A 6,881-nucleotide genomic window follows, 5' to 3' on the forward strand; every position below is an offset into this window, starting at 1 on the left:
TCGCCCCGCAGTCCCTCAACTTCCCCCAAGTCCACCGCACCACCATGCCCGAACCCACACCACACCACCAAACCGACCTAACGAAGTACTACTAGACACACCCAGCTGAGGGGCGACCTCCGTCACCGTCGCATCCCCAGCACCGCCAGGACAGCCCGGTATCTCTGCTTGACAACCGACAACTCCACCAGCGTCAATCCCGGCCTCCTGCCACACGCCGCAACGCCGTGCACAGAAAGGCCGATCACGACCGTGTCAACCATCAGCTGGGACCGAAGTGTCAAGCATCTCCCGGGACCGGAAACACCTATCTCCCCGTGGAGAGCGGGAAGTTCCTCTACCTGGCCACCGTCATTGACCTCGCCTCACGCCGCCTCGTCGGCTGGGCGATCGCGGATCACATGCGCACTGATCTCGTCATCGACGCCCTGGCCGCCGCCGAACGCACCCGTGGCAGCCTCGCCGGAGCGGTCATACACACCGATCACGGCGCCCTGTCCGGACTCAATCGGTCGTCGCAACACTGGCTTCTTGGAGCAAGAGTAGATGTTTGTTGAGGGCTTCGGCGGGTGTCTTCCAGCCGAGGCTCTTGCGGGGCCTGTTGTTGAGTGCGAGCGCAACGGCCGCGAGCTCGTCGGTATCCCATCGCGACAGGTCTGTGCCTTTCGGGAAGTACTGGCGAAGGAGTCCGTTCGTGTTCTCGTTGGTGCCGCGCTGCCAGGGGCTGTGTGGGTCGGCGAAGTAGACCTGCAGCCCGGTGTCGATGCGGAGTTGGGCATGCTGGGCCAGCTCTGTGCCGCGGTCCCAGGTCAGTGACCGACGCAGATGTTCGGGCAGCGTGGTGATCGTGGCGACGATCGCGTCTTTGACGGCCTCGGCACCGCGGTGCCGGCCAGTGCCGGGCCGTTCTTCACCCGCGGTTCGACGCCATAGCCGTCCATCCGGGGCAGGTGCAGCAGCATCGTGAACCTGGTCGTGCGCTCGACGAGCGTGCCGATCGCCGAGCGGTTCAGGCCGATGATCAGGTCGCCCTCCCAGTGCCCCGGGACCGCGCGGTCCCCGACCTCGGCCGGTCGTTCGCTGATCATCACCTCGGGTGTGACATGGCCGCCGGGACGCTGCCGGGAGCGTGCTCGCGGGACACGCAGCGCACGGCCGGTCCGCAGGCAGGCGACCAGCTCACGCTTGAGCGCGCCGCGTCCCTGGACGTAGAGGGATTGGTAGATCGCCTCGTGCGAGATGCGCATGGACTCATCATCAGGGAAGTCGGCCTTGAGCCGGTTCGAGATCTGCTGCGGACTCCACGATGTCGCCCACCGCCGGTCCTGCCGCCGGGGCTTGTTCCGGCCCTTCCACTGCGGCGTTACCGGCCCCGTCACCGGCTTCCCGTCCGGAGCCCGGAGCACCCCGGCGAGCCGGTCCTGCACGTACTGACACAGCCGCTCGTTCCCGGCCAGCTTCGCCGTCTTCGGTCGCCGCGCCCGCCGCTCGGCATGCCACTGCGCGAGGGACGCCCGATACTCCAGCCGATAGGTGCGCGTTGACGCGTTGCGGCGAAGCTCCCGCGAGATCGTCGACGGCGACCGGCCCAGCCGACGCGCGATCTCACGAACCCCGACGTCCTGAGCACGCCACACGGCGATGTCCTCGCGCTCCGAAAACGACAAATAGCGTCCCGACACCGTCGGTGAAAGGTTCGGTCCCACGCCCCCAGCGTGGCGAAACCACCGTGTCCCGACCGCGGGCGACACTCCGGCCTCGGCCGCCGCCTCCTCTGACCGGAGTCCCCGGGCGATCGCCGCCCAGAACCGGACCCGATCCTCCCGCCACGCAACCGTCGGCCGGCCCGGCGACGGCATCTGGCCCCTGTACTCGCGAACCCTGCGCTGCTGCGGGCCCACACCCATCGCTCCACCTCCGACTACGAGGTGTTGCGACGATCAGTTGAGTCCACCCAGCACACCAGCCGGGCGTTCGCCGACGCCTGCCTCAAGGTCGGCGTCCGTCAGTCCATGAGCGCAATCGGCAGCTCAGCAGACAACGCGCTCGCCGAGTCCTTCAACGCGACGTTCAAACACGAGACGCTCCAAGACCGCAAGCACTGGTCCAGCGAGCGCGAGGCCCGCCTCGACGCGTTCCGCTGGCTGCACCGCTACAACACCCGACGCCGTCACTCCCGCCTCGGGCACCGCAGCCCGATCTCCTACGAGACAGCGTCCGAAACAACATCAACTACGCTGGCACCAGCCGCATAACCCCTGTCCAGAATTCGGGTCAAGGCCCAGCGAAAGACGATTCGCCGTCAGGCGGATCGTCTTTCACCTCCAACCGCCCACAGCGCCTCACAAGTCAGTGAACCTCTTTCATCCTGAGGTTGATCCCCGGGAGTGGACACCGAGTTTCATGCGATGAGTGACAGCGTACGTGACGTGATCAGTTGTTGTTCGAACTCGGCTGGTGTGAGGTAGCCGAGGGCGGAATGTCGACGGCGCCTGTTGTAGTACGACAGCCAGCGGAACAGCTCGAGTCGTGTCTGTGCCTTCGAAGTCCAGCGCCTGCCGTGGAGCAATTCGCGCTTGAGGCCCTGGAAGAACGACTCGGCGAGGGCATTGTCGTAGCTCGAGCCGACCCGGCCCATGCTGCGCCGGATGCCGTGGCGGCGGCATACCTCGGCGAAGGCGGCCACGGCCATCTCGATCGCGTCGGTGACCAGCGAGGTGCGCATGTGGTCGGCGATTGACCAGCCCACCACCTGTTCGAGCAGATGTCGATGACCGTGGCGAGGTAGAGCCACGTCGCGCCGACGGCTATGTAAGTGATGTCGCCGCACCACCTGGTGTTCAGCGTGTCCGCGGTGAAGTCGCGCATCACCAGGTCCGGCGCGGGCGGCGCGGTCCTGTCCGCGATGGTCGTCCGCTTCTTCTTCCGCAGGTGCCGGCCGACGATGTGGTTGATCCGCATCAACCGGGTGACGCGCTTGTGGTTGATCCTGCGTCCCCTCGCACGCAGTTCAGCATGGACGCGCGGGGCACCATAGGCGCCGTCGTGCTCGGCGTGGATGGCGCGGACCTCGCTGACGGTCTGCTTCTCCTCGGTCTGGCGTTCGGCGCGGGCCTGCTCGGTGGCCAGATGGCGGTAGTAGCCGGAGCGGGACGCCCCGAGCACGCGGCACATCCGCTTGACGCCGAAGTCGGCGCGGTTGTCGGAGATGAAGTCCCAGCGGTGAGGGCTCACTTCACCTCCCGTGCGAAATAGGCGGCTGCCTGTTGAGCGACGCTGAAGATGTGCACGAAGGCGACGTGCTCGTCGTTGACAGGCTGAGGTGAAACGACCCCGGCGGCCGTCAGGCCGCCGGGGTCTTTGTGGACATAGTGTCGTTTTCGTGATCACTCTGTCGCGTGCGTCTCGGTGATCGCGAGGCGGGTGGAGGACTCGTCGACGATGCCTTTCTCTTCGGTGAAGGCGGCGATAAGGGACTGCCAGGCGATGTTGTTCACCGAGCGGGGCAGCCCGCGGCTGGTGAGGTGGATCAGTTCAACGGCGTCGTCGGAGAACAGCGTGTCCCCGCGGCCGGCGATCGTGAGGTGGTGCTTGATGTAGCTGGCGGTCTCCTCCTTCGTCATCGTGGGCATCTGGTAGCTGACCGAGATCCGCTGGTCCAGGGCTGCCAGGACACCGTGCTTCATCCGCTTGCGTAGGGTGGGCTGGCCGATCAGCAACACCGCGAACGGCGTCGTGGAGTCCATGTCGTAGTTGGTCAGCATGCGGATCGCGTCAAGTTCGTGGTGGTCGAGCAGGTGCGACTCGTCGATCACCACGGCCGGGGTCCGGCCCCGCTCGTCGACCTCACCGGCCAGCGCCGCGGACGCCTGAGCTGCGAGAGCGGCGGACTGGTATTTCGGGGTGCCGCCAAGGCTGGTGACGATGCGGTCATAGAGGCCGCGCATGCCGACCTCGGGGTTCGGCTGGTAGATCACCGTGAACCGGGCCGGATCGAGCGAGGCGACGGCGCCTTTGAGGGCGACGGTCTTGCCGGATCCGACCTCGCCGGTCACCACGCCGATCGCCCGGTTGTTGATGCACCACGCGATGCGGGCCGCGGCCTCCCGGTGCGAGTGGTGCTGGTGCAGCATCGAAGGGGCCAGGCTGCGGCCGAAGGGGATGCGGGTGAAACCGAAGAACCCCTGGACGCGGTCGATCATCGCCGCCCCCGCCCGTCGTCCATCAGGGACGAGTAGTTGATGCCCTTCGCGGTGTTCGCCGCGTGCGTCTCGTCGAGGATCTTCAGATAGTCGATCCCGGTCGACGGCGCCGGCTGAGACGGCGTCTCCGGACTCGCCTTCGGATGCGTGTGGCGGCCCAACCGGTGCGGAACCGCCTTCCCCGCCGTCTTGCCCGAGGCCCTCACCTCGATCTCGGTCAGGTCGAACGGGTCGAAGACCAGCTCCACCCTCATCCCCGCCAGCATCGGGTCGACCTCGTAGGTGTTCCCGTGCAGCGACACCGTCGCAGTCTTCGTCACCGTCCGGAACTCCGACCACAGAAACGCCTCCCGAAGATCAGCGGGGCTGGGCAGCGGCAGCGGCTTGGGAATCGAACCAGCCAGCGTTCGATCGGAGGCTGCCCGGTCTCCGAGTGCACCGTGCGGTGATAGACCGTCTCCACCCACGCGGTGAACAGCCTGTTCAGCTCGGCCAGATGCTCGATCTGGCCGACACGTTCCTCGTCGAGCTCGACGAGGAACTGGTCCCTGACCGTGCGGAAGAACCGTTCGATTTTCCCGCGACCTTGCGGGCGTCCGGGCTTGGAATGGGTGAGCCGGATCGCCAGCGACGCGCAGGCCCGCAGGAGCCACGTGTCGACGAACGCGGAGCCGTTGTCGACATAGATCGGCTCCGGGACGCCGCGGGCCGACAGCGCCGGCCGCAGGCAGCGAGGCGGACGGTGTCCTCGGCGAACCCGAACCGGTGCCCCACGATCGCGCGGGAGTGGTCGTCGATGAAGGCGAAGAGGTAGGTCTTGCGCCCGCCGATCTTCGGCCCGTGCAGGGCATCCCCGGTCCATAGCTCGTTGCCCCGGGTGGCCTCGAACCGGCCGAAGACGGTCCTGTCACCGCTGCCGGTGGCAGTCAGCCCGGCCGCGACGAAGTGCCACTGCAGCGTGCGTTCGGTCGGTGACCAGCCCTGCGTGGTCCGCAGGATCCGCTGGATCTGCGCGGCCGTCCGGGCGGGGTTCTCGCGCTTGAGTGCGGCCGCCAGGTCCAGAACCTCCGGCGGTGTTCTGGGAACAGCCTGGCGGGGTTCGGGGACCAAAGCAGCGAACCCGCCGGAGCGGTAGTGCCTGGTCCAGCGGTCGATCGTGCCTCGTGAGATCTTCACCTGTCGGCCGAACGGATCGGTGTGCTCCTTCTCCGCCAGCTCGCGTGCCAGACGGCCGCGTTCGCGGGTGGTCAGGTTCGAATCCAGCAGGTCCTGGATCAGGGAATAGCGGAACAGACCGACTTGCCGGGCCTTCTCCGCCCGGCGGCGGTCCTCGTCCTCGCTCGATGCCATGCGCGGACTCTCCTCGCATCTCGATCAGCGTCCGCCCCTGTCTCGGACGGACACGATCAAGACTTCCGGCGCCTCCAATCCCCACCCAGGGGCGGCCCGTGTTGAGCAACTAGCTGAAGGAGTGCAGGTCAGCACCCGGCCGTCTATCGCCCGGCCGGCGAAGGCCCACCGCGACACCGTGTTCATCTCCGGCCACTTCACCGCCGCCGCCCGATGGGCGGCCACGATCACCGCGACCGCATCCGACAGCGGCGAGGCTGCCGACTCCGGCATCACCGGATCATCCGCGAGCGCGACCAGGGCGACGGTGAAGTACCGGCGCACGTCTTCTGACCTGCGGTGAAAGCGGCGGATCCAGCCGCGGACCGTGCCGTCCGCCAAGCCCAGATGCGCGGCGACCTGGCGGTGCCCCATCCCCAAGGCCGCTATCTCCAGCCCGGCCCCGATCACCTCGACCGCATCCGCCCGCCGCGGCCAAAGCACCTCCGGCAGCAGCACGTGCGTGACCTGGCAGCCCGTACAGCGTGAACGGCGAGGACGTACGAACAGCCGAGACCCTAGATCACCACGGATCTCCCGCGGCCGGCCGTGACCCCACGGGCGCGAGCACGGCCCCGCACGCAGGACACGTCAACTCACCCGCCCGCAGCTGACGTTCCACGAGCACGACGTCGGTGTCGACGATGAGCACCCGGCGGCCTCCGCGACTCAGCGCGTGCTCGCCTTCCGAGCACGGAGAAGCATCGCCAACCTGCCCGGACTTCTAAAGGATCATGTGGGATCAGGGTGATCCGGCCAATCGCCCAGGGCAGCAGCCAAGTGGTCACGCATCGCCGGATCACCGACCTCAAGAGCCAGCCGGTAGGCGATCGGCCCCACCTGCCACCCTGCGTGATAGTCGAAGGGCGGCGGCGGCCCAGCCGCATTGTGGGCAAGCTTGGCCACCAGTTCCGCGAGCCGGAAGTACAGGCTCTCCGCCGCCGTGAAGGGCTGGTTCGGTGCGAGTCCGCGCTGGCGGATCTCGTCGAACACGGCACGGCCCGTCGGCCATTGTGTGCGGTCTGCCGCAAGCGCTACCGCGGCCTCGATCTCGACGGGCTTCCCCAGGTGCACCGCGGCGGACTCGAGAACCTTGCCCGCCCACTCGACCGGTACCCGCTGACGCTCGAAGAGCGAGCGCCCCCACCGGGCCAACCAGTCCGCGCTTCCACTCATTCCGCGATCATGCCAACACTAGCCTCGCGCTTTCACGAAGCAGGCTGTCCAAGAGCTGATCAGAAACGCGGAAAGTGCCCTTGACCTGCAACGATGGGACTTGCTGAGGGTCCT

Annotated in this window: 7 protein-coding genes and 3 pseudogenes; 2 read left to right on the forward strand and 8 right to left on the reverse strand. The window is 67.3% G+C overall.

The features are described 5' to 3' along the window. Positions 1-305: 305 nt before the first annotated feature. Positions 306-497: pseudogene (locus tag AC0699_RS38830) on the forward strand (DDE-type integrase/transposase/recombinase); the annotation flags it as partial. 7 nt (positions 498-504) lie between these two features. On the opposite strand, the pseudogene AC0699_RS38835 reads toward AC0699_RS38830, so the two are convergent. Next, positions 505-1,907: pseudogene (locus AC0699_RS38835) on the reverse strand (IS30 family transposase). 24 nt (positions 1,908-1,931) lie between these two features. On the opposite strand from AC0699_RS38835, the gene AC0699_RS38840 reads away from it, so the two are divergent. Then, the gene (locus tag AC0699_RS38840) at positions 1,932-2,255 is read left to right on the forward strand and encodes an integrase core domain-containing protein (protein ID WP_478671049.1); all 324 of its coding nucleotides are present in this window, start codon (positions 1,932-1,934) and stop codon (positions 2,253-2,255) included. Between the two features lie 146 nt (positions 2,256-2,401). Here the strand turns inward: AC0699_RS38840 and AC0699_RS38845 are convergent. From AC0699_RS38845 to AC0699_RS38875, 7 genes and pseudogenes are all read right to left on the reverse strand, one after another. After that, positions 2,402-3,267: pseudogene (locus AC0699_RS38845) on the reverse strand (IS3 family transposase); the annotation flags it as partial. Between the two features lie 119 nt (positions 3,268-3,386). Then, entirely contained in the window at positions 3,387-4,202 is an 816-nt protein-coding gene (locus AC0699_RS38850; RefSeq protein WP_478671054.1) for an ExeA family protein, read from the reverse strand. Beyond that, positions 4,199-4,522: a Mu transposase C-terminal domain-containing protein gene (locus tag AC0699_RS38855; RefSeq protein ID WP_478671058.1), complete on the reverse strand. Its 324-nt coding sequence runs from the start codon at positions 4,520-4,522 to the stop codon at positions 4,199-4,201. Before AC0699_RS38855 ends, AC0699_RS38850 begins: the two co-directional genes overlap by 4 nt. Next, positions 4,519-4,776, reverse strand: coding sequence for a hypothetical protein (locus tag AC0699_RS38860; RefSeq protein WP_478671066.1), 258 nt, complete (start codon positions 4,774-4,776; stop codon positions 4,519-4,521). Before AC0699_RS38860 ends, AC0699_RS38855 begins: the two co-directional genes overlap by 4 nt. After that, complete coding sequence (locus AC0699_RS38865) at positions 4,686-5,552, reverse strand: helix-turn-helix domain-containing protein (RefSeq protein ID WP_478671060.1); 867 nt, start codon at positions 5,550-5,552, stop codon at positions 4,686-4,688. Before AC0699_RS38865 ends, AC0699_RS38860 begins: the two co-directional genes overlap by 91 nt. Positions 5,553-5,576: 24 nt before the next feature. Continuing rightward, positions 5,577-6,176: a DUF6431 domain-containing protein gene (locus tag AC0699_RS38870; protein ID WP_478671069.1), complete on the reverse strand. Its 600-nt coding sequence runs from the start codon at positions 6,174-6,176 to the stop codon at positions 5,577-5,579. A gap of 147 nt (positions 6,177-6,323) precedes the next feature. Further along, positions 6,324-6,767 carry a hypothetical protein gene (locus AC0699_RS38875; RefSeq protein ID WP_478671062.1) on the reverse strand — a complete coding sequence of 148 codons (444 nt, stop codon included), beginning with the start codon at positions 6,765-6,767 and terminating at the stop codon, positions 6,324-6,326. Between the last annotated feature and the right edge of the window lie 114 nt (positions 6,768-6,881).

Source organism: Streptomyces sp. NPDC043870, assembly GCF_056435785.1.